This window comes from Mesorhizobium sp. M1252, assembly GCF_040318265.1.
In the GTDB taxonomy this organism is placed as follows: domain Bacteria; phylum Pseudomonadota; class Alphaproteobacteria; order Rhizobiales; family Rhizobiaceae; genus Mesorhizobium.
Window position 1 is genome coordinate 348,336 of the sequence record NZ_JAMYLX010000001.1, and the last position, 20,867, is coordinate 369,202.

Below are 20,867 nucleotides of genomic sequence, written 5' to 3' on the forward strand. Positions count from 1 at the left end.
CAAGCTTGGAGGCGCTTGGGCTTAGAGCCCGAGCGCGCTCGCGATCTTCGGCGCGGCCTCGTGCCAGTCCTCGACGGAGATGATGTCGTCCGGCACCGGCGGCAGGAAGGCGCGCAGCGAATTGTCGGCCATCAGGTGGAAGAGATGGGCGTCGGCAACCGAGTTGCGTGCCGAGATGAGGTTGGCGGGCTGGTCGTCGACAAAGGCTACCGGCCGGCCGTTCTTGCCGCGCAGTTTCGCCACCGCCGGTCCCTTGGCCATTTCGGTGGTCAACAGCGGATAGGGCAGACCGAGCGCATCGAGATGGGCGCGGCGGGCGGCGCGATGCCGGTGCGGCATGGCGGTCAAAAGGACGATCTCGGCGCGGTCGCCAAGGCTGGCAAGCGCTTGTTCGGCACCGTCGGTAACGCTCTGCCAGTCGGCCTGCGTATCGAAGAAATCTCCGAGAAGTGCCGTCACCTCCGGCTGTTCGATCAGCCGGCCGCTCGCCGTTTCGGCAATGTTGCCGGTGAGACGGAAGGAGGCCAGGGTCAGGCCGAAGCCGCGCGATTTCAGGAAATGCGGAAACGGCCGGATGAATTCGAGCACGACATCGTCGACATCGAGGATCAGCAGAGGCCGGTCGTCGGCTGCAAGTTCGGCGATCTGGCGTGCCGTCTCGGGATCGTCGCTCATATCGAATGCTCATGGTCGTCGCCGCCAAGAGGCAGCGCGCGCAACGCCTTGCCGACTGAGGCAGGCGGGGTGCCGGTTTCCTCGGCAAAGCGCAGCAAGGTCGGCTCGTGGGCGAGGATGAACTGCAGCACGCCGGCAAGGAATCCCGGTTCGGCCGCGGCGCGGCGGATGGCGGACGCCTCGATGCCGGTGATGGCCAGGAAGCGCGGCAGGAGTTCGGGGTCGGCGGCGACGAAGCCCAGTGCCTTCACGGCAATGGTTTCCGCTTCCTCGCGCATTGACGCTGCGTTTGCCATCACTACCTTCTCGTTGCGGAAATGAGTCTCTTTTCCGCAGTAATCGCAAGCGTCGCCTGCGGCAAGCCACAGCCCCGATCCAATGTGGTTTTCGAGGTGGAATCCGAATGGCTTTTGCCGCTTCGGGTTTCCGTTTCGTCAATCATATTGCCTTAAGAGTGGGCGAGGGTTTGGTGTGCTTCGACAAGGGCGCATGGCGGCAGGGCTTCGGGCAGAAGCCTGGCCGGGACGGGAAATCGATGCCTAAGAAGGTCATGATCGTCGAGGACAACGAGCTCAATATGAAGCTCTTTCGCGACCTCATCGAAGCCAGCGGTTACGAGACGGTTCGCACGCGCAACGGGCTCGAGGCGCTCGATCTGGCGCGCCAGCACAGGCCCGACCTGATCCTGATGGACATCCAGCTGCCCGAAGTGTCGGGGCTGGAAGTGACGAAATGGCTGAAGGAGGACGACGACCTCCATTCCATTCCGGTCATCGCCGTCACCGCCTTCGCAATGAAGGGCGACGAGGAACGCATTCGCCAGGGCGGTTGCGAGGCCTACATCTCCAAGCCGATCTCGGTGCCGCGTTTCATCGAGACGATCAAATCTTATCTCGGTGATGCCTGATGCCTTCACCCATTCCAGCCGGAGCCTTGTGACATGACCGCGCGGATCCTCGTCGTCGACGACATCCCTGCCAATGTCAAACTTCTCGAGGTTCGGCTGCTGGCCGAATATTTCGAGGTGCTGACGGCCTCCAACGGGCCGGATGCGATCGAGACCTGTGAAAACGGCAAGGTCGATGTCGTGCTGCTCGACGTGATGATGCCCGGCATGGACGGGTTCGAGGTCTGCAAGCGGCTGAAAAGCGATCCGGCGACCGCGCATATACCGGTGGTCATGGTGACCGCGCTGGGCCATGTTGCCGACCGGGTGCGCGGCCTCGAGGCAGGCGCCGACGACTTTCTCACCAAGCCGGTCAACGATCTGCAACTGATGACGCGGGTGAAGAGCCTGGTCAGGCTGAAGTCGCTGACCGACGAGCTGCGGCTGCGCGCATCGACCACCCGCAACATCGGCATCGAGGCGCTGTTGAGCCGCAGCTTCGCGTCGGAGGACGCCACGCCGAAGGTGCTGTTGATCGACGAGCGCAAATCGTCGGTTGAGCGCATCCAGAACATGCTGCGCGGCAGCGCCGAGCTCGACATTGCCGCCGATCCGCATGCCGGCTTCTTCCAGGCCGCCGAGGCGCCCTATGAGTGCGTGCTGATCTCGACCGGTTTTACCGATTTCGATCCGCTGCGGTTGTGTTCGCAATTGCGTTCGCTCGACCGCACCCGCTTCCTGCCGATCATCCTGATTGCCGACGAAGGCGAGGAGGGCCGCATCATCAGAGGCCTCGAACTCGGCATCAACGACTATCTGATGCGGCCGATCGACCAGCAGGAGCTGACGGCGCGGCTGCGTACGCAGGTGCGGCGCAAGCGCTATAACGATCAGCTGCGCGCCAGCGTCGCCCAGACCATCGAGATGGCGGTGACCGACGCATTGACCGGGCTGCACAACCGCCGCTACCTCGACAGTCATCTGCAGACGCTGTTCGACCGCGCCGTGGCGCGGCGGCGGCCTCTGTCGGTGATGATCACCGATCTCGACCGCTTCAAGACCGTCAATGACTCGCATGGCCATGATGGCGGCGACGATGTGCTGCGCGAGTTCGCAAGGCGGCTGCGCAAGAACGTCAGGGGCATCGACCTTGCCTGCCGCTTCGGCGGCGAGGAATTCGTCGTTGTGATGCCGGACACGGACGGCGCGGTGGCGGAGAAGGTTGCCGAGCGCATTCGCGCCGAAATCGCCCAGCTGCCGTTTGCCATCGGCCCTGAAGGCAAGGCGATCGAAGTCACGGTCAGCGTCGGCGTGTCATCGGTTCTGAAGGGCGCGGACACGGTAGCGGCGTTGATGAAACGTGCCGACGTGGCGCTCTACGAAGCCAAAAGTGGCGGCCGCAACCGGGTCGTCGCCAAGGCAGCGTAGGCTAGACCACCGATTATGCAGTCAATCGGACAGGGTTAGGAATTTACCTTAATCCAAGCGATTCGGCAGGCTTGGTTAAGAAACTATTGATTTTCAAACATTGTTGCGCAAATGTGCGGTGCAAGAACAAGGGCGATGCGGGCACGAGGGTAGACAGCCGCATCGCTTCGCCGAATACCCCATGATGCTCAGGTCCGCCGCATCTCCTGGGTCCGTGGGGTCGGCCGGCCGGCGATGGCACATAGTGGCCTCCTCGTACCGCTGCCATACGCCGACCGGCCCCCTTTTTTGCCAAAAAATGAGATGAGCACTTCGCGCCAAACAGCGGAGGGTTCTGGCTTTCGGGGCCTTGAATCAAAAACGCCGCCCGAAGGGGCGGCGCTTTTGACAGAGCGTATGAAAACCAGATTACTTGATCTTGGTTTCCTTGAACTCGACATGCTTCTTGGCGACCGGGTCGTATTTGCGGAACGACAGCTTGTCGGTCTTGGTACGGCTGTTCTTGCTGGTCACGTAGAAGAAACCGGTGTCGGCGGTCGACAGAAGCTTGATCTTGATGTTTGCGGCTTTGGCCATTGTATCAGTCCGTTATGTTCGTGGGGTTCTGGCCGCTGGAGCGGGGGAAAACACCCGGACGCGGGAAACTTGGCGCGACACATAAAGAACGTGCCCGGAAAGTCAAGCCCGACGCCTTGCCTCTGTCGTAAGCACATGAGTTGTCCGGATTAGGTAGCACATGAGTTGTCCGGTTTTATCATCGGCCCGATGGAGGCTGAGGATGAGACGGACAGCATGGCTATAGGCCGGCGAATGTCGGGACGCTGCGAAGCGGCGGGGTTCGGCAGGGTGGATTGGTCACCCCGAACAACTCTTCGCAGGCTCAGGGCGTTCGAATCTCGAAAAAGCAAGCAATTGGCTTTTCGTCCGCTACGGACCGCTTCTCACCTCACAACGGGAGAAGGTAAGGTCGCTGCTTCCCCTCAGCGGGGCCGGATTTCTAGGCTTCTTCCTTAACTGGAAGCGCTTTCTTCCAGTCCCCGGTGGTGTTCCACCAGCGATTCGGATTGGCGCGGTCGTCCAGGCCCTTGGAGCGGCTGGCGAGGATCGGCTGGATGCGGATCACCGGCTCCTGGTAGGAATGCGCCTGGAAAATCGCCTCGACGACGCGGGCGGCGAGCACCTGGTCGTCGGGCAACTCGAACGAGACCTCGACGGTGCCGGGGCGGCGGCGCAGTTCGGTTTCGACGCCGGCGGCTGCACCTTCCAGCGGTCGGTAGCGTTCGATGCCGTGCGCCGTTTGATAGGCGTTGCGGTCGTATTTGCCCGTTGCCAGCGGCGCGATCGCGACCACGGCGTCCATGATGCGGTCGACATCGGCTGCCGGGGCCTGGAAGCTGACAAGCAGCAGAAGCGTCATGCGCAGAGATGTGGTTTCAAAGCCGCTGTCGATCATCGCCGTATCCTCAAACTCGGGTTTTTTGGGACACCCTTTTAGCTGAGGTCTCCTGACACGGTTCTGTCAGCAGCGGCGACATCCCGTCAGGATTGCGCAGGCTGGCGACGGACAGGCTACCAGATCTTGCGGACCAGCCTGGCGCTGACCAAGGCGATATAGGCGGCAAAGAACAGGCCGAGCGACCAGCCGAAGCCGGAGGGCCCGAAGGCATCCATGCCGATGCCGATCGCCTGCGGGCCAAGCACCATGCCGACGCCGTAGCAGAGCACGAAGGCGGCATTGGCCGAGGCCAGTTCATGGCCGGAGAGCTGCGAGCCCAGATGGGCAAGGCCGATCGTGTACATGGCGGCCACCACGCCGCCCCAGACAAACAGAAGCGCCGCCATCAGGTGCCAATTGCCGGCGAAGAACGGCATGAAGATGGTGCCGGCAAGTCCGACCGTGGCACAGGCCAAAAGCAGATAGCGGCGGTCTGAGACGCGGTCGCTGATCATGCCGATAGGGATCTGCAACAGCACGTTGCCGAGGCCGATCATGGTGAGCAGGAGGGCTGCATCCGCCTCGGAATAGCCGATGCGGTTGCCATAGACGGGGAACAGCGCAAAGCCGCCGGTCTCGACGGCGCCGAACACCAGCACGGCGGCGGTCGCTGTCGGCACCAGCCAGATGTAGCGCAGGAAGTTGCTGGTTTCGCCGTCAACCACGATTGTGGGACTTTCATCCCGTGCGGCCAGCACCGGGATTGCGGCCAGCGCGACCAGGACGATGATGACGCCGAACGGCAAGAAGCCGGTGCTGCCGATATGGGCGAAGATCCATGGCCCGGCGGCGAAGCCGAGCGACAGCACGGTGGCGTAGATGCCGAGCACCAGGCCGCGCCGGCGCGGCGGCGCCGAGGTGCTGATCCAGAATTCCGACAGGATGAACAGCACCGTCAGCGCGATGTGCAGCACGATGCGTAGTGGGAACCACATCCAGAAGTCCGGCGCGAAGTGGAAGCCGACAAAGGCGAGCGCGCCGGCGGCGATCATGGCGATCATCGTCCAGGCGACGCCGAAGCGCATCGCCAGCGGCGTGGCCAGCGGGGCGCCGGCGATCGAGGCGAGGCCGGCGACCGCGGTGTTGAGGCCGATCATCGATGCCGAGTGGCCGCGGCTCTCGAGAATAACGCTGAGCAGCGGCATGCCGAGGCCTATGGCGATGCCGACGACGCTGATCGACGAGATCGCGGCGATCATCGGTAGCCAATGTACGCGCTCGTCGCCCTCTTGCTGGGTATCGACCGTCATGTGATGCCTGAATACTCTGTCTGTTTGATATTGCGTAATTCCGGACGGAAAACCGCGTCACACTTTTCCTGGAATTGCTCTAAAGAATTTCGCGAACAAAGCGGTTGCGGACAAGCCGGTAGAACGGCACGGACCCACCGGGTCGCAGGCGCGGATCGCCGGCAAGCCGCGTCTCCAGCTCCTGCAAGATCGTTCGGGTGATGTCGGGGATATCGGCCTCTCTGGCCTTGGCGAGCGGCAGCCAGACCAGTTCTTCCAGCTCATTGGTCGGGCCGCCACCCGGCAGTTCCACGGCGACATCGCTGCGCCAGGCGCTGAAGAAGCGGGTGTCGAAACGACGCAGGCGATTGGGCGGGGTGATGGCGCGGGCAATGAAGCGCAGCGGCGCCAGCGAAGGCTGGACGCCGTGCTCGACAAAGCCCTGCCAGTCGCGTTTGTCGGTTGCGAACGAGCCTTTGCGGCCGATGAGCAGGCCGGCTTCCTCATAAGTCTCGCGGATGGCCGAGAGCGCGATGGCACGGGCCCGCGACGGGCTGATGCGGCCGACGCCGGCGGTCAGCCTGGCTTCTTCCTCCGGAAGCAATGGGGTGGCAACGGCAATGCGGCTGTCGGCCGAATCGGTGCGGCCGCCGGGAAAGACGAACTTGCCGGGCATGAAGGCGTGGCCTGCATGGCGCCGGCCCATCAGCACCAGAATCTCGTCGCCCTCGCGGTCGAGCAGGATCAGGGTGGCGGCATCGCGCGGGCGTATGGGCAGGCCGCTGTGGGCGGCTGCGCCACGGTCCATCCTGCTGACTTCCGCCTTGGTCATACCTTCCATGCGCAGGACCTAGCGGAAACTTCTGGCAAACGAAAGTGGCCTTTCACGGTCGGCATGTTGCGCCAGGCGACATTGCCCTGACGCAAACTAGGTTCCGGGATGCGGCTCGGTGCCGTCTTTTTCGCCGCCGAAGCCGTGCATATAGAGCGCCCATTGCAGTCCGATGACGGCGCCCTTGACCGGTTGCAGCAGAGCGACCGACAGCACGATGGTCAACGGCACCCAAATGGCGATGTGCTGCCACATGGAGAGCGTCGACGTCGCCTCGACGCCCATGAAGGCGCCGAGAACGATGTGGCCGACGATGACGATGACGAGATAAGCGGGCAGGTCGTCGGCGCGGTGGTGGTGGAACTCCTCACCGCACGCGGCGCATTTGTCGACGCTTTTGGTGAAGCCGGCGAACAACCTGCCTTCGCCGCAATGCGGGCAGCGGCCAAGGGCGCCGCGCTTCATCGCCGTCCACAGCGGGCGGGCGACTCGGCCCGAATGATGTTCGCCGCCGAAAACCTGCTTCTGGATTCCCATTTCGCTTGCCATTATCGTCTCCTGCCGCGCGACCCCGGGCGCGATTGCGACGCGCGGGCGCGGCCTTTTGCCTTGTGAAACGACCGTTTGGAGCCGGGCAGGGGCTTCGGGTCGGTCAGCATCTCGAAACGCATCGCGCCGGCCATAGGCGCCACCTCGATCAGGCGAACCTCGACGCGGTCGGCAAGCTGATAGCCCTTGCCGGTGCGTTCTCCGAACAGCGATCGCGCGGTTTCGTCATATATATAGTAATCGCCATCCAGACTTGACACCGGGATGAAGCCATCTGCGCCAAACTGCGGCAATTGGACAAATAGTCCCGATTTGGTGACGCCCGAAATGCGGGCGTCGAAGCGGTCGTCGATGCGCTCGGCGAGGTAGGCAGCGATCAGCCGGTCGACGGTGTCGCGCTCGGCCGCCATGGCGCGGCGCTCGGTGCCGGAGATCAGCACCGCGAAGTCTTCCAGCCGCGTCGCTTCGTCCTGCGTCAGCCCGCCAGGGCCGAGCCCAAGTGCGGCAATCAGCCCGCGATGCACGATCAGATCGGCATAGCGGCGGATCGGCGAGGTGAAATGCGCGTAGCGCTTCAGGTTGAGGCCGAAATGGCCGATGTTCTTGGGCGAATATTCGGCCTGACTCTGCGAGCGCAGCACCACTTCGTTGACCAGCCCCTCATTGTCGGCGCCACGCACGCGCTCGAGAATGCCGTTGAACTGGGCGGGCCGCATCTGCGCGCCACGCGCCAGCGACAGGCCGAGCGTCTGCAGGAACTCGCGCAGCGATTCCTGCTTGGCCAGCGACGGCGCATCGTGGACGCGGTAGACCAGCGCCTGCTTCTTCGCTTCCAGCGTTTCGGCGGCGGCGACATTGGCCTGGATCATGAATTCTTCGATCAGCTTGTGGGCGTCGAGCCGCTCCGGGACGACGACGCGGTCGACGGTGCCGTCCGGCTTGAGCAGGATCTTGCGCTCGGGCAGATCAAGCTCGAGCGGCTGGCGGCCATCGCGGCCGCGCTTGAGGATGGCGTAGGCGTCCCACAGCGGCTTCAGCACCGTATCGAGGATCGGGCCGGTCTTGTCGTCAGGAAGGCCGTCTATCGCGGCCTGGGCCTGCGGATAGGCGAGCTTTGCCGCCGATTTCATCATGACGCGGTGGAAGGTGTGACGCAGCTTGCGGCCATCGGCGGCAAAAATCATGCGCACGGCAAGCGCGGGACGGTCCTGGCCTTCTCGCAGCGAGCACAGGTCGTTGGAGATGCGCTCTGGCAGCATCGGCACGACGCGGTCGGGGAAATAGACAGAATTGCCGCGTTTCAGCGCCTCGCGATCGAGTGCGGTGCCATAGCGGACATAGGCCGCAACATCGGCGATCGCCACTGTGGCGATCACGCCGCCGGGGTTCTTCTCATCGAGGTCGGGCGTGGCGAAGACGGCGTCGTCATGGTCCTTGGCGTCGGCCGGGTCGATGGTCACCAGCGGCAGGTCGCGCCAGTCCTCGCGGTGAGCAAGCGTCGCCGGTTTTACCGCCTCGGATTCGGCGATGACGTCGGCCGGGAAGATATGCGGAATGTCGTGCGCGTGGATGGCGATCATCGAGACCGCCTTTTCGCTGGTCAGCGAGCCCAGCACCGCCACCACTTTTGCGCGCGGCAAACCATACCGGGAGGCCCGCGCGGGCTCGACCTCGACAAGGTCGCCGTTCCTGGCGCCGTTCTGGAATTCCTTGTCGACGATCAGTTCGGGCTGGCGACGTTCCACCGGCTCGATGCGGAAGGTGCCGTCCTGAAGGATACGAAAGATGCCCAGCACGGCATCTGTCCGCTTCTCGAAAATCTTCATTACGCGGCCCGTATAGGCGGGCCCGGTCGCATCGTCGGTCGGGAAGGTCTTGGCCAGCACACGGTCGCCGATGCCCGGCTGCGGGCCATTGCCGCCGCGCGAGACGCGGATCGAGACGACGGGCGGTTCGCCGGTGCCTACGGGCTCGGCAGGATGCGCCAGCAGGATGCCGTCGCCATCGCGGCCAAAAATGTCGAGTACGGCGACATGCGACAAGGCGCCGACACGGGCCAGCCGTTTGCGCTCCTTGGTCAGGATGCCTTCGTCCTGCAGGTCGCGCAGAATGTCCTTCAGCCAGATGCGGTCGTCGCCGCGCAAGGCAAACGCCTTGGCGATGTCGCGTTTTCCCGCGCGGTCGGGGTTCTCGGCGATGTAGCGCAGGATTTCGTCACGCGAGGGCCTGTAGTCGTCCTTGACCTTGGCCCTCGTGTCGGCGGTGCGCGGATCGCCGTGGCTTCTACCGGTGATCCTGCGCGCCACGCTGCTATCCCTTTTTCTTCGCCGCCGGCTTCTTGGTCGCCGACTTCTTGGCTGTGGTTTTCTTGCCAGTGGTTGTCTTGCCAGTGGTTGTCTTGGCTGCGGGGGCCTTGGCGGCTGCCGCCTTGCGGAACGGCTTCTTGCCGCCGCCGCCCTTGGCTTCCTTCTCGGCGATCAGCGCCAGCGCGTCTTCGACCGTCACCGACTGCGGATCCTTGCCCTTGGGCAGCGTCGCGTTGACCTTGCCGTAGTTGACATAGGGCCCGTATTTGCCATCGCGCACGACGATCTTGCCGCCGCCATCGGGATGGTCGCCGAGTTCCTTCAGCGCGGCAGCAGTGCCGCCATTGCGGCCGCCCTTGCCCTTCAGCTGCTTCTCGGCGATCACAGTGACCGCGCGGTTGAGGCCGATCGAGAACACATCCTCGATGCTGTCGACATTGGCGTAGGTGCCATCGTGCAATACGAACGGACCATAGCGGCCAAGCCCGGCGGAGATCATCTTGCCGGACTCGGGATGCTTGCCGATGTCGCGCGGCAGCGACAGCAGCGCCAAGGCCTTCTCATGGTCGATGGAATCAGGCGTCCAGCCCTTGGGCAGGCTGGAGCGCTTGGCTTCCTTGCCGTCGCCGCGCTGGATATAAGGACCGAAGCGGCCTGAGCGCAGCGTGATTTCCTCTGCCGTGTAGGGGTCCTTGCCGAGCACCTTGGTGCCGTCCTCGCCGCCGCCATTCTCGCCATTCGGGTTGGCTGCGTCGCCGAGTTGGCGGGTAAAGGAACATTCCGGATAGTTGGAGCAGCCGACGAAGGCGCCGAACTTGCCGAGTTTCAGCGACAGATTGCCGGAGCCGCATTTCGGGCAGATGCGGGGATTCGAGCCATCCTCCCGCGCGGGGAACACCAGCGGCGCCAGTTCCTCGTTCAGCGCATCGAGCACGTCGGTGACGCGCAGTTCCTTGATGTCGGCGACGGCGCCGGAAAAATCTTTCCAGAAGTCGCGCAGCACGTCCTTCCAGGCGAGCTTGCCGTCGGAAATCTCGTCAAGCTTTTCCTCGAGTGAGGCCGTGAAGTCATATTCGACATAGCGCTCGAAGAAGCTTTCGAGGAAAGCCGACAGCAGCCGGCCCTTGGCCTGCGGCACCAGCCGGCGCTTGTCGATGGTGACGTAGTCACGGTCTTCCAACGTCTTCAGGATCGCGGTGTAGGTCGACGGACGGCCGATGCCGAGCTCTTCCAGCTTCTTGATCAGCGACGCCTCGGAGTAGCGCGGCGGCGGCTCGGTGGTGTGCTGGGTGGCATTGATCGCCTGACGGGCCAGCTGCTCGCCGGCACGGATCTCGGGCAGACGACGGTTTTCCTCGTCTTCGGCGTCGTCGTCCTTCTGGTCGGTGTAGGCGGCGATGAAGCCGTCGAAGCGAACGACGGAACCGACGGCGCGAAGCTCCGCGGTGCGAGCGCCATTGACCGCCTCGATTTCGACCGTGGTACGCTCGATCTCGGCCGACTGCATCTGGCTGGCGATGGCGCGCTTCCAGATCAATTCGTAAAGCCGCAGCTGGTCGGAATCGAGATACTGCCTGACCGAAGCCGGCGTGCGCATGAAATCGGTCGGGCGGACCGCCTCGTGCGCTTCCTGGGCATTCTTAGCCTTGGCTGTGTACTGGCGCGGCTTTTCCGGGAGGTATCGTGGGCCGAATTCCTTGGCGATGGTGTCGCGGGCGGCGTCGATCGCCTCCGGCGCCATCTGCACGCCGTCGGTTCGCATATAGGTGATCAGGCCGGTGGTCTCGCCGCCGATCTCCATGCCTTCATAGAGGCGCTGCGCCACCTGCATGGTGCGCGTCGCCGAAAAGCCGAGGCCCGACGATGCCGCCTGCTGCAGCGTCGAAGTGGTGAAGGGCGGGCCAGGATTGCGCCTTGTCGGTTTGGCTTCCACCGACAGAGCCTTGAAGGTCGCGCCTTCGAGCATGCCCTTGATGTCGTCGGCCTGCGCCTTGCTGGCGATGTCCAGCTTCTGCAGCTTCTTGCGCTCGAACGCGGTCAGCCGCGCCTCGAAGCTGTCGTTACGTGGCGTGCCGAGGAGGGCAGCGATCTGCCAGTATTCCTCGCGGATGAAACGCTCGATCTCGGATTCGCGGTCGCAGACCAGGCGCAGCGCCACTGACTGGACGCGGCCGGCCGAACGGGCGCCCGGCAATTTGCGCCACAGCACCGGCGACAGCGTGAAGCCGACGAGATAATCGAGTGCGCGGCGAGCCAGATAGGCATCGACCAATGGTGCATCGATCTGGCGCGGATTGGCCATCGCTTCCAGCACCGACGACTTGGTTATGGCATTGAAGACGACGCGGCTGACCGGCTTGTCCTTCAACACGCGCTTCTGCTTGAGCACCTCCAGCACGTGCCAGGAAATGGCTTCGCCCTCGCGATCCGGATCGGTGGCGAGGATCAGGCCATCGGCATCCTTGACCGCGTTGGCGATGTCGGTGAGACGCTTTCCGGACGCGGTGTCGACCGCCCAGGACATGGCGAAATCCTCGTCGGGACGCACCGAACCATCCTTGGCCGGCAGATCGCGGACATGGCCGAACGAGGCCAGAACCTTGAAGTTCTTGCCGAGATACTTGTTGATTGTCTTTGCCTTGGCCGGCGATTCGACGACGACGACGTCCATGAGGTCTCATATCAGCTGTGGGGCGGCAGAAGAATTCCGCTGCGTGACGCATTCAATTGGTCGCTCACATGGCCGCGCTTTTGCGATCGGTCAAGGGCAAGCGGCCAAAATGCGGAGGCGTGTGCCGCAATACACTCTTAGAGTGTATGGAGAAGATCACAAAATTTTTGTCTGGGAGGGTTCGTGTTTCGAGCCACCGGGAAAGGCGCCGCGACCAGTTCGTGCTGCCCGTAAATGCCGAACTGGTCGCCGGGTCGCTTGGAGCCGGCGGCCAGCCGAGTCCCGCCGATGGGGTGCGGGATAGAGGTTCGGACGATCAGTCGGCCTTGACGATGTGCCAGACTTCGCCGACACCGTCGCCGGTGATGTCACCGGCCTTCTTGTCCTTGATGAAGGTGTAGACCGGCTTGCCGTCATAGGCCCACATCTTGGTGCCGTCGGTGCGTTCGACGATGGTCCATTCGTCGTCCGCCTTGGCGCCATCCTCGGCCTTCAGCGGCGGCCAGTTGGTGGCGCATTTGTCATAGCAGTTGGTCTTGCCCTTCTCGTCCTTGTCATAGGTATAGAGCGTCATGCCGTTGGCATCGGTGTAGATCTTGGTGCCAGCGACTTCCGCTTCCTTCCACGCTTCGGCGGCGAAGGATGCGGCGGTGCTGAGCAGAAGGGCGGCCAGGCCGACGGTGATCGTTTTCATGGAAATCTCCCTGGTGATCCGACGAAGCGCGCAGAAACCGCGGCTTCGCTCTGTGAACGTTCGGCGAGGGACATTTCTTCCCCGGCTTGGTCAACTTGGGATTGGCCGACAACAATTCGTCCGGCCGGATCGTATCTGTAGCCAAATTCCACACGATGGTGATTGGCGAACACGATTTTGCGTCGCTATATCGGCGCCAAGGAATCTGGAGTTCTGGAATGCCATTGGACATCGGCTATGTCAGCGCGGTCGGAGCGGGGGCGATCTCGTTCCTGTCGCCTTGCGTGCTGCCGCTGGTGCCGCCCTATCTCTGCTACATGGCCGGCGTGTCGGTCGACGACTTTCGCGGTGGCGGTGCCGGCGTCGCGGCCAAGGCCGGCGCCCGCGGCGCGCTCATCTATTCCTCGCTCGCCTTCGTACTCGGTTTCTCCACGGTATTCGTGGCGCTCGGCGCCGGCGCCTCGACCATCGGCCATTGGCTGCGCGTGTGGCAGGAGCCGCTGGCGATGGCTGCCGGGGTGCTGATCATCCTGATGGGGCTGAATTTCCTCGGCATCCTGCGCATACCACTTTTGTCGCGCGAGGCGCGCTTCCAGTCGCAGGGCAAGCCCGCCAGCATGGTCGCCGCCTATGTCATGGGGCTGGCCTTCGCCTTTGGCTGGACGCCGTGCATCGGCCCGGTGCTGGGGCCGATCCTGACCTTGGCCGGCGGCCGCGAGACGGTGGGCGAGGGGGCGCTGCTGCTCGCCGCCTATTCGCTTGGCCTCGGCATTCCGTTCCTGATCGCTGCCCTGTTCTCCGGCGCCTTCATGCGCTTCCTCGGCAGGTTCCGCGTCCATCTCGGTCGCGTCGAAAAGGCGATCGGCGCGCTGCTGGTCGTCGCCGGGGTGTTCTTTCTCACCGGCGGCGTGCAGACGGTGTCCTACTGGCTGCTAGAGAATTTTCCGGTGCTGGGCCGGCTGGGGTAGGTGCTGGGCTTGACCCTAGGAATATCCGCTTCTGTGCACTTCAAATCGCCGTCCGATCTTCTCCGGAATGACTACCTCCTGGCCATCCGAGTCGATCCACGCACCATTTACAACTAAGCATTCTCCCATTGGGGCGGACGATCCATGTCCGTCCCACCCTGGGATGTTAAGATCGTGTTTGGGTGCGGTAGAGACCAACTCGTATCGCCATATCCTTGCCGATGTTGCGTCGATGGAGTTGTCGATTGACCAATTTTTATGCGCAATCGGTAGCGATTCCTTCTTATAGGCATCAAGCAACTGCAATCTGAGAGCCGCGATCAACACGCAGTTTGCCGCCTGTCCAAGATCAGGATGAACTAGATACTGAGCTCGCAAACCCGTGGGGCTATTAAAGAAAATGTCAAAGGTCGTTGGCTTAACCCGCAAACAAAACCCAGCGCGATGACACCCGAATAATTCGGCTCGGTTCCCGGGCCTTACAGACGCATCTATCTTTCTTGAAGCGGCTTCCTTGCATATTCGCTCTACAATCTCGTCAAAAGCAGGCGAATTCTCCAACTCAAATCGCCGCCGTTTGTCGAAATCGGACCGAAAGGCCCAACTGACAGCTCGCGGGAACGAAATCTGGTATTCATCCCCAAAGCACTTTCTGTCTCCTGCGGATGACCATACTTACCTGACGACCGCCAAGGGTCTTTGTTAGGTTTCTACCGAAATTCAGCCGCATTGGACCGCGATGCCTCCGGTGCTAAGACTGCAACGAATCTCGGTCTTCGGAAACTCCCAACATGCAAACCAGATCCTGCCTGTCCGTTATCCTCGCCGCCGGTGAAGGCACGCGCATGAAGAGCGCGACGCCGAAGGTGCTGCACCAGATCGCCGGACTGCCGATGGTCGCCCATGTGGTGAGGGCGGCAGAGGCCGCCGGCGCCCGCAGCCAGGCGCTGGTGATCGGCCATGGCGCCGAGGATATGCGCAAGGCAGCGGCGAAGTTCGCGCCCAAGGCCGAGACGTTCGTGCAGGAGAAGCGGCTCGGCACCGCGCATGCGGTGCTGGCCGCACGCGGTGCAATATCAACGGGTTATGACGACATTCTCGTGATGTTCGGCGACACGCCGCTGATCGATGCTGAAGCCCTGGTGACCGCGCGGCAAAAGCTTGCCGATGGCGCGGCCGTCGTGGTGATCGGTTTCCGTCCGCCCAGCCCGGCCGGCTATGGCCGGCTGATCGAAAAAGGTGGCAAGCTCACCGCCATCCGCGAGGAGAAGGACTGCTCCGCCGAGGAAAAGAAGATCGGCTTCTGCAATGCCGGCATGATGGCGGTGGCCGGCGCTCATGCGCTCGAACTGCTCGACAAGGTCGGCAACAAGAACGCCAAGGGCGAGTACTATCTCACCGACATCGTCGAGATCGCCAGTGCGAAAGGGCTCGATGTCGTCGCCACCGAAACGAGCTTCGAGAGCGCGCTCGGCATCAACAACAGGGCCGAGCTGGCGCAGGCGGAAGGCATCTGGCAACAGCGTCGTCGGGACGAGGCGATGCTGTCGGGCGTAACGCTGATTGCGCCGGACACCGTGTATTTCTCGCACGATACCGAAATCGGCGCCGACACCATCGTCGAGCCCAATGTCTGGTTCGGCCCGGGCGTGAAAATCGCCGGCGGCGCCAAGATCCACGCCTTCAGCCACATCGAAGGCGCGACCGTCGCTGCCAATTGCGACGTCGGTCCGTTCGCACGGCTCAGGCCAGGCGCCGATCTCCGCGAGAAAGCCAAGGTCGGCAATTTCTGCGAGGTCAAGCAGGCGGTCATCGAGGAGGGCGCCAAGGTCAATCATCTGACTTATATCGGCGATGCCCGTGTGGGCGCGGGGGCCAATATCGGCGCCGGCACCATTACCTGCAACTATGACGGCTACTCGAAGTTTTTCACCGACATCGGCGAGGGCGCCTTCATCGGTTCGAACTCGTCGCTGGTGGCGCCGGTTACGATCGGCAAGGGCGGCTACATCGCATCGGGTAGCGTCATAACCGAAAGCGTGCCGGACGATGCGCTGGCCTTCGGCCGCGCCCGCCAGAAGACCATTCCCGGCAAGGGCAAGGAATTGCGCGAGCGCTTCGCGTCTGCCGCAGCGGCGAAGAAAAAGGCCGGCACCGGCCATTAACCGCCGAAGCAATTGAACAACCGAGGAATTGCGGTAACCGGATTGCAAGAGCGGTGTGTCATGGTGCATCGGGTTGAGAAGCGTTCCGTTACAGCAGACGAAACGCAAAGTGACTTTCGCGGCGGGCCGGCAATCCCTAGATAGCGCTGGTTTTCCATCGGGACTGGTTTTCCAGGTGAATCGGGGGCAGGCGCATGTGCGGTATCGTCGGAATTGTCGGCCAGAGCCAAGTCGCGCCGCTCATTGTCGATGCTTTGAAGCGGCTTGAATATCGTGGCTATGACTCGGCCGGCGTCGCTACAGTCGAGAAGGGCGCGCTCGGCCGCCGCCGCGCCGAAGGCAAGCTGATCAACCTCGAACGCCTGCTGAAAAACGAGCCGCTCGATGGCACGATCGGCATCGGCCATACGCGCTGGGCCACCCATGGCGTGCCCAACGAGACCAATGCGCATCCGCATTTCTCCGACGGCGTCGCCATCGTCCACAACGGCATCATCGAGAATTTCGCCGAATTGCGCGACGAGCTGATCCGCGACGGCTATGTCTTCTCGTCGCAGACCGACACCGAAGTTGTCGCACATCTGGTGGCGCGGGAACTCGCCAAAGGACTGAAGCCGATCGAGGCAGCGCACCAGGCGCTGAAGCGGCTGGAAGGCGCCTTTGCGCTGGCCATCATGTTCACTGGCGATGAGGATCTCATCGTTGGCGCCCGCAACGGCCCGCCGCTGGCCGTCGGCCATGGCGATGGCGAAATGTTCCTGGGCTCCGACGCCATTGCGCTCGCCCCGTTCACCAACTCGATCACCTATCTCGAAGACGGTGACTGGGCGGTGGTACGCCGCGACGGCGTCACCATCTTCGACATCGACGGCAAGAAGGTCGAGCGCAAGCGCCAGCAATCGCTGTCGACCAGCTTCATGGTCGACAAGGGCAACCGCCGCCACTTCATGGAAAAGGAAATCCATGAGCAGCCGGAAGTGATCTCGCACACGCTGGCGCACTATGTCGATTTCGTCTCCGGCGTGTCGAAGCCGCTGGACCTGCCTTTCGATTTCGCCAAGATCAGCCGGCTGGCGATCTCGGCCTGCGGCACTGCCTATCTCGCCGGGCTGATCAGCAAATACTGGTTCGAGCGCTATGCGCGGCTGCCGGTCGACATCGATGTCGCCTCGGAATTCCGCTACCGCGAAATGCCGCTATCGGCGGATGATGCCGCCTTCTTCATCTCGCAGTCGGGCGAAACTGCCGACACGCTGGCCTCGCTGCGCTATTGCCGCAAGGCCGGCATGAAGATCGGCGCCATCGTCAACGTGCGCGAATCGACCATGGCGCGCGAATCCGACGTCGTGCTGCCGACACTGGCCGGGCCGGAGATCGGCGTCGCCTCGACCAAGGCTTTCACCTGCCAGCTCTCGGTGCTGGCGTCGCTTGCGGTACGCGCCGGCGTGGCGCGCGGTACGATCTCGAAGGACGAGGAAAAGACGCTGGTGCGCGCGCTTTCGGAGGCGCCGCGCTACGCTAACCAGGTGCTGAAGCTTGAAGAGCAGATCGAGCGCATCGCGCGCGAAATCTCGCGCTACAAGGACGTGCTCTATCTCGGCCGCGACACCAATTTCCCGCTGGCCATGGAAGGCGCGCTCAAACTTAAGGAAATCTCCTACATCCATGCCGAGGGCTACGCCGCGGGCGAACTGAAGCACGGGCCGATCGCGCTGATCGACGAGAACATGCCGGTCATCGTCATCGCGCCGCATGACCGCATCTTCGAAAAGACCGTGTCGAACATGCAGGAAGTGGCGGCGCGCGGCGGCAAGATCATCCTGATCACCGACGCCAAGGGCGCGGCGCAGGTCAGCGTCAAGACGATGGAGACGATCATCCTGCCCGACGTGCCGGAAATCATCTCGCCGATCATCTACGCGCTGCCGATCCAGATGCTGGCCTACTACGCCGCCGTCTTTATGGGGACAGACGTCGACCAGCCGCGCAATCTGGCGAAATCGGTGACGGTGGAGTAGTCGGCGCTCATCGGGGGTCTTAAAAACTTCGCAGTTCCAAAGCGCCGTTCGCTTCACTAGTGTGGCGCTGCAACCCGCGTCCCCGGTGAACCATGTCCGATGCTCCCAGAACTTCCGGCATGACCCGGCTGAGGAACTATTTCCTCACAGGCTTTATCGTCTGCGCGCCGCTGGCGATCACCGCCTATATCGCCTGGTCGTTCGTCGGCTGGGTCGATTCCTGGGTGAAGCCGTACATTCCGGCGCGCTACAGCCCCGACACCTATTTGCCGTTTCCGGTGCCCGGCTTCGGCCTGATCGTGGCGCTCGTGCTGATCACGCTGATCGGCTTCATGACCGCCAACATCGTCGGCCGCGCGATCGTCAATTTCGGCGAACGGCTGCTTGGCCGTATGCCGCTGGTGCGCGGCATCTACGGTTCGCTGAAGCAGATATTCCAGACGGTGCTTTCGAACAAGGGTGATATGTTCCGCCAAGTCGGGCTGGTCGAATATCCGCGAAAAGGCGTCTGGTCGCTGGTGTTCGTCGCCAGTGAAAAGGAAACCGAGATCAACCAGAAGCTCGACCATGCAGGCGACCCGATGATCGCCGTGTTCATGCCGTGCACGCCGAACCCTACCACCGGTTTCCTGATGTACGTGCCGAAATCCGACATCGTGCTGCTCGACATGACGATTGAGGACGGCGCCAGGCTGATCGTCTCGGCCGGGCTGGTGGCGCCCGAAGTCAAGCCGAAGATGGTGACGATGAACGGCCAGCCGATCGACGGAGATCTCGCCAACCCGCCGCTTGGTGCTTTGGCTCAGCCGGCACGCAAGAGCCGCACGGCCTCGTCGCGGCCGAACAAATAGAGCAGCAGCCGCAGCGCCTCGCCGCGCTCAGACTGTAGTTCCGGATCACGCGACAGGATCAGCCTTGCATCGTCGCGGGCTGCTTCGAGCAAGTCGGCGTGCACCTCGATGCGCGCCACCTGGAAGCCCGGCGTGCCGGACTGGCGGGTGCCGAGCAATTCGCCTTCGCCGCGCAGCTTCAGATCCTCTTCGGCGATCAGGAACCCGTCCTCGGTCTCGCGCATCACCGACAGCCGGCGCTTGGCCGTTTCGCCGAGCGGGTCCTTGTAGAGCAGCACGCAGGAAGAAGGCTTGTCGCCGCGGCCGACGCGGCCGCGCAACTGGTGCAGTTGCGCCAGGCCAAAACGTTCGGCATGCTCGATGACCATGATGGTGGCGTCCGGCACGTCGACGCCGACCTCGATGACGGTGGTGGCGATCAGGATGCGGGTTTCGCCGGCCTTGAACGCGCGCATCGCCTCGTCCTTTTCGGCGCCCTTCATGCGGCCATGGACGAGGCCGATTCGATCGCCGAACAAGGGCTGCAGCGAGGCAAAACGGTCCTCGGCCGACATCAGCTTGATCTCTTCGGATTCCTCGACCAGCGGGCAGATCCAGTAGATCTTCTGGCCGTCGGCAACGGCATCAAGCATGCGCCCGACCAGCTCGTCCAGCCGTTCCAGCGGCAGCGTGACGGTGCGGATCGGCTGGCGGCCGATCGGCTTTTCCGTCAGCTTGGAGACGTCCATGTCGCCGAAGGCGGTCAGCACCAGAGTGCGCGGGATCGGCGTCGCCGTCATCACCAGCATGTCGGGGGCGTCGCCCTTGGCGGTGATGGCAAGCCGCTGGTGGACGCCGAAGCGGTGTTGCTCGTCGACCACGGCAAAGACGAGGTCGTGATAGGTCACCGTTTCCTGGAACAGCGCATGGGTGCCGACGACGATGGCGATCTCGCCGCTGGCGAGACCTGATAGCGTTTCAGTGCGTTCGCGGCCCTTTTCGCGGCCGGTCAGGATAGCGACGCGCAGGCCGGCCTGTTCGGCCAGCGGCGTGATTGTCGCCAAATGCTGGCGCGCCAGGATCTCGGTCGGCGCCATCAATGCCGCCTGGCCACCGGCCTCGACTGCGCGCCCCATGGCCAGCAGCGCCACCACCGTCTTGCCGGAGCCGACATCGCCTTGCAGCAGGCGCAGCATGCGCTCGGGGTCGGCCAGATCGGCATTGATTTCGGCAAGCGCGAATTCCTGGCTGCCGGTCAATGAATAGGGCAGGGCTGCGCGCAGTTTCTCAACGATGCGACCGTCGCCGATGAGCGGCCGGCCCGACAGGCGGCGCACTTTTGCCCGCACCAATGCCAGCGAGACCTGGCCGGCGAGAAGCTCGTCATAGGCAAGGCGGCGCCATGCCACCCCCTCGATGGCGACATCGATCGGGTCCGCGGGATAGTGGATGCGGGCGAGCGCGTCGGCGAAGGCGGGGAAAGTCTGCTTGCGCATGAAGGCGCCGTCCTGCCATTCCGACAATTCCGGCAGCCGGCCGAGCGCCTGGCCGATGGCGCGGCGCAGCACCTTGCCCGACAGGCCGGCGGTCAGCGGATAGACCGGTTCGACCAGCGGCAGTGTTTCCGCCTCGCTCACCAGGGCGATATGGTCGGGATGGACCATGGTCGGGCGGCCGTTGAACCACTCCATGCGGCCGGAGACGACGACATGCTCGCCCACCGGCATCGCCTTTTCGAGATAGGCGGCATGGGCGTGGAAGAAGATCAGGCCGATCTCGCCGGTGTCGTCATGGGCATAGACGCGGTAAGGCACCGACCGGTTGCCGCGCGGCGGCGGCTGGTGGCGGTCGATGCGCACGTCGAGCGTGACGATGGCGCCGGCCGGCGCAAGCGCGATGCCGGGACGATTGCGGCGGTCTATGACGGTGTGCGGCAGAACGAACAACAGGTCGCCGGCGCGCGCCGGCCGTTCGCCGAGATCGGCCGCCACCACCTTCTCGATCAGAGCGCCAACCTTGGGGCCGACGCCGGCAAGCGAAGTGATCGGGACGAAGAGAGGGTCGAGGAGGGAGGGGCGCATGGCTTCACTCTCCCCCCTGTGGGGAGGGTCGATCCTCGAA

17 protein-coding genes are annotated in these 20,867 nt (G+C 63.4%); 6 read left to right on the plus strand and 11 right to left on the minus strand.

Annotated features, from left to right (window positions below; translation table 11 throughout):
• Positions 1–21: 21 nt before the first annotated feature.
• On the minus strand, positions 22–675 hold the full coding sequence (locus NKH22_RS01695; RefSeq protein ID WP_023701190.1) for a hypothetical protein: 654 nt from the start codon (positions 673–675) through the stop codon (positions 22–24).
• Positions 672–971, minus strand: a complete 300-nt coding sequence (locus tag NKH22_RS01700) for a DUF3572 domain-containing protein (protein ID WP_023691161.1) — start codon at positions 969–971, stop codon at positions 672–674. The genes NKH22_RS01695 and NKH22_RS01700 overlap by 4 nt, the downstream gene beginning before the upstream one ends.
• Before the next feature lie 239 nt (positions 972–1,210).
• On the opposite strand from NKH22_RS01700, the gene NKH22_RS01705 reads away from it, so the two are divergent.
• Positions 1,211–1,582 (plus strand): response regulator, encoded by a 372-nt coding sequence (locus tag NKH22_RS01705; protein ID WP_023667574.1) that lies wholly within the window; start codon positions 1,211–1,213, stop codon positions 1,580–1,582.
• Positions 1,583–1,615: 33 nt separating this feature from the next.
• The gene (locus tag NKH22_RS01710) at positions 1,616–2,989 is read left to right on the plus strand and encodes a PleD family two-component system response regulator (RefSeq protein WP_023691162.1); all 1,374 of its coding nucleotides are present in this window, start codon (positions 1,616–1,618) and stop codon (positions 2,987–2,989) included.
• Between the two features lie 408 nt (positions 2,990–3,397).
• Here NKH22_RS01710 and rpmG read toward each other — a convergent pair whose 3' ends face one another.
• The 8 genes from rpmG to NKH22_RS01750 form a co-directional block, all read right to left on the minus strand.
• On the minus strand, positions 3,398–3,565 hold the full coding sequence (rpmG, locus tag NKH22_RS01715; protein ID WP_006201775.1) for a 50S ribosomal protein L33: 168 nt from the start codon (positions 3,563–3,565) through the stop codon (positions 3,398–3,400).
• A gap of 421 nt (positions 3,566–3,986) precedes the next feature.
• Complete coding sequence (locus tag NKH22_RS01720; protein WP_023821405.1) at positions 3,987–4,442, minus strand: YqfO family protein; 456 nt, start codon at positions 4,440–4,442, stop codon at positions 3,987–3,989.
• A 116-nt stretch (positions 4,443–4,558) separates the two neighbouring features.
• On the minus strand, positions 4,559–5,734 hold the full coding sequence (locus NKH22_RS01725; RefSeq protein ID WP_023821404.1) for an MFS transporter: 1,176 nt from the start codon (positions 5,732–5,734) through the stop codon (positions 4,559–4,561).
• A 79-nt stretch (positions 5,735–5,813) separates the two neighbouring features.
• Positions 5,814–6,554: an NUDIX hydrolase gene (locus NKH22_RS01730; RefSeq protein WP_023667570.1), complete on the minus strand. Its 741-nt coding sequence runs from the start codon at positions 6,552–6,554 to the stop codon at positions 5,814–5,816.
• An 87-nt stretch (positions 6,555–6,641) separates the two neighbouring features.
• Positions 6,642–7,094: a DUF983 domain-containing protein gene (locus tag NKH22_RS01735; protein WP_027050375.1), complete on the minus strand. Its 453-nt coding sequence runs from the start codon at positions 7,092–7,094 to the stop codon at positions 6,642–6,644.
• Entirely contained in the window at positions 7,094–9,400 is a 2,307-nt protein-coding gene (gene rnr, locus NKH22_RS01740) for a ribonuclease R (protein WP_023821403.1), read from the minus strand. Before rnr ends, NKH22_RS01735 begins: the two co-directional genes overlap by 1 nt.
• A 4-nt stretch (positions 9,401–9,404) precedes the next feature.
• A complete protein-coding gene (gene topA, locus NKH22_RS01745; protein WP_023821402.1) occupies positions 9,405–12,071 on the minus strand; it encodes a type I DNA topoisomerase in 2,667 nt (888 codons plus the stop codon).
• Between the two features lie 316 nt (positions 12,072–12,387).
• Entirely contained in the window at positions 12,388–12,765 is a 378-nt protein-coding gene (locus NKH22_RS01750) for a COG4315 family predicted lipoprotein (RefSeq protein WP_023691167.1), read from the minus strand.
• A gap of 218 nt (positions 12,766–12,983) precedes the next feature.
• Between NKH22_RS01750 and NKH22_RS01755 the strand changes: the two genes are divergently transcribed.
• From NKH22_RS01755 to NKH22_RS01770, 4 genes are all read left to right on the plus strand, one after another.
• The gene (locus NKH22_RS01755) at positions 12,984–13,733 is read left to right on the plus strand and encodes a cytochrome c biogenesis CcdA family protein (protein ID WP_023688319.1); all 750 of its coding nucleotides are present in this window, start codon (positions 12,984–12,986) and stop codon (positions 13,731–13,733) included.
• Positions 13,734–14,524: 791 nt separating this feature from the next.
• Positions 14,525–15,898: a bifunctional UDP-N-acetylglucosamine diphosphorylase/glucosamine-1-phosphate N-acetyltransferase GlmU gene (gene glmU / locus NKH22_RS01760; RefSeq protein WP_352908851.1), complete on the plus strand. Its 1,374-nt coding sequence runs from the start codon at positions 14,525–14,527 to the stop codon at positions 15,896–15,898.
• Positions 15,899–16,092: 194 nt separating this feature from the next.
• Positions 16,093–17,916 carry a glutamine--fructose-6-phosphate transaminase (isomerizing) gene (glmS, locus tag NKH22_RS01765; protein ID WP_023818156.1) on the plus strand — a complete coding sequence of 608 codons (1,824 nt, stop codon included), beginning with the start codon at positions 16,093–16,095 and terminating at the stop codon, positions 17,914–17,916.
• A gap of 92 nt (positions 17,917–18,008) precedes the next feature.
• Complete coding sequence (locus tag NKH22_RS01770; RefSeq protein WP_027050381.1) at positions 18,009–18,767, plus strand: DUF502 domain-containing protein; 759 nt, start codon at positions 18,009–18,011, stop codon at positions 18,765–18,767.
• On the opposite strand, the gene recG is transcribed toward NKH22_RS01770, so the two are convergent.
• Positions 18,719–20,827 carry an ATP-dependent DNA helicase RecG gene (gene recG, locus NKH22_RS01775; RefSeq protein ID WP_352908853.1) on the minus strand — a complete coding sequence of 703 codons (2,109 nt, stop codon included), beginning with the start codon at positions 20,825–20,827 and terminating at the stop codon, positions 18,719–18,721. The two genes, NKH22_RS01770 and recG, sit on opposite strands and share 49 nt — an antisense overlap.
• Positions 20,828–20,867 lie beyond the last annotated feature (40 nt).

Excerpts from the sequence above, each read along its gene's own strand:
- rpmG (WP_006201775.1), bottom strand. The coding sequence starts at position 3,565 with ATGGCCAAAGCCGCAAACATCAAGATCAAGCTTCTGTCGACCGCCGAC.
- NKH22_RS01720 (WP_023821405.1), bottom strand. The coding sequence starts at position 4,442 with ATGATCGACAGCGGCTTTGAAACCACATCTCTGCGCATGACGCTTCTG.
- glmU (WP_352908851.1), top strand. The coding sequence starts at position 14,525 with ATGCAAACCAGATCCTGCCTGTCCGTTATCCTCGCCGCCGGTGAAGGC.
- NKH22_RS01725 (WP_023821404.1), bottom strand. The coding sequence starts at position 5,734 with ATGACGGTCGATACCCAGCAAGAGGGCGACGAGCGCGTACATTGGCTA.
- NKH22_RS01730 (WP_023667570.1), bottom strand. The coding sequence starts at position 6,554 with ATGGAAGGTATGACCAAGGCGGAAGTCAGCAGGATGGACCGTGGCGCA.
- NKH22_RS01735 (WP_027050375.1), bottom strand. The coding sequence starts at position 7,094 with ATGGCAAGCGAAATGGGAATCCAGAAGCAGGTTTTCGGCGGCGAACAT.
- NKH22_RS01705 (WP_023667574.1), top strand. The coding sequence starts at position 1,211 with ATGCCTAAGAAGGTCATGATCGTCGAGGACAACGAGCTCAATATGAAG.
- NKH22_RS01695 (WP_023701190.1), bottom strand. The coding sequence starts at position 675 with ATGAGCGACGATCCCGAGACGGCACGCCAGATCGCCGAACTTGCAGCC.
- NKH22_RS01710 (WP_023691162.1), top strand. The coding sequence starts at position 1,616 with ATGACCGCGCGGATCCTCGTCGTCGACGACATCCCTGCCAATGTCAAA.
- topA (WP_023821402.1), bottom strand. The coding sequence starts at position 12,071 with ATGGACGTCGTCGTCGTCGAATCGCCGGCCAAGGCAAAGACAATCAAC.
- NKH22_RS01700 (WP_023691161.1), bottom strand. The coding sequence starts at position 971 with ATGGCAAACGCAGCGTCAATGCGCGAGGAAGCGGAAACCATTGCCGTG.
- glmS (WP_023818156.1), top strand. The coding sequence starts at position 16,093 with ATGTGCGGTATCGTCGGAATTGTCGGCCAGAGCCAAGTCGCGCCGCTC.
- NKH22_RS01770 (WP_027050381.1), top strand. The coding sequence starts at position 18,009 with ATGTCCGATGCTCCCAGAACTTCCGGCATGACCCGGCTGAGGAACTAT.
- NKH22_RS01750 (WP_023691167.1), bottom strand. The coding sequence starts at position 12,765 with ATGAAAACGATCACCGTCGGCCTGGCCGCCCTTCTGCTCAGCACCGCC.
- recG (WP_352908853.1), bottom strand. The coding sequence starts at position 20,827 with ATGCGCCCCTCCCTCCTCGACCCTCTCTTCGTCCCGATCACTTCGCTT.
- NKH22_RS01755 (WP_023688319.1), top strand. The coding sequence starts at position 12,984 with ATGCCATTGGACATCGGCTATGTCAGCGCGGTCGGAGCGGGGGCGATC.